The 769-nt window shown below is 58.5% G+C and carries 1 protein-coding gene; it reads right to left on the reverse strand.

Features of this window, described 5'->3' with window-relative positions; all coding sequences use genetic code 11:
• The coding region (locus AB6804_RS31900) for an IS5 family transposase (protein WP_370889843.1) at nucleotides 1-695 on the reverse strand (695 nt) is incomplete at its 3' end.
• Nucleotides 696-769: the final 74 nt, after the last annotated feature.

A 769-nucleotide genomic window follows, 5' to 3' on the forward strand; every position in this document is an offset into this window, starting at 1 on the left:
GTCGAGCCCGCTTGCTCGCGCTTTTCGATGCCTTGATAGCCGGCGTCGGCATAAACACTCGTTTCCTCCCCGTGCAACAACGCAGGTGCCACATTGATGTCGTGCACGTTAGCGGCCGTGCCGATGACCGTGTGGACCAAGCCTGACTCTGCGTCCACACCCACGTGCGCTTTCATGCCGAAGTACCAGTTGCGGCCTTTCTGGGTCGACTGCATCTCCGGATCGCGTGTGCCCGAGCCGTTCTTGGTCGAACTGGGCGCCGCAATCAACGTGGCGTCGACAGCCGATCCGGCCTTGAGCATCAATCCCTTGTCGCTCAATAACTCATTGACCACCGCCAGGATCTGCGCAGCGATCCCATGGGCCTCAAGCAGGTGCCTGAACCGCAGGATGGTCGTTTCGTCCGGAAGACGGGTCATTGCACCGTCGAGACCCGCGAATTCGCGATACAGCGGCACATCGTAGAGGGCCTCTTCCATCGCTGGATCCGACAGACTGAACCATTGCTGGATGAAGTGAATGTGCAACATCGTCGCAACGGGAAATGGCGGACGGCCAGTCTTCCCCTTTGGATAATGCGGCTCGATCAACTCAATCAGCCGCGTCCACGGCACCACTCGCCTCATCTCGTCTAAGAACTCCCGCTTGCGCGTGCGCTTGGTTGACAGGTTCAAGCCGAGATGAAGTTGCGTCATTGCTGCCTCCAGGTCGTGACCAATATAGTAGCATTCCTAAGGGCCATTACACGCGCGAGTTACGCAGAGTTTCC

This window comes from Caballeronia sp. RCC_10, assembly GCF_041360715.1.
Taxonomy (GTDB): domain Bacteria; phylum Pseudomonadota; class Gammaproteobacteria; order Burkholderiales; family Burkholderiaceae; genus Caballeronia; species Caballeronia grimmiae.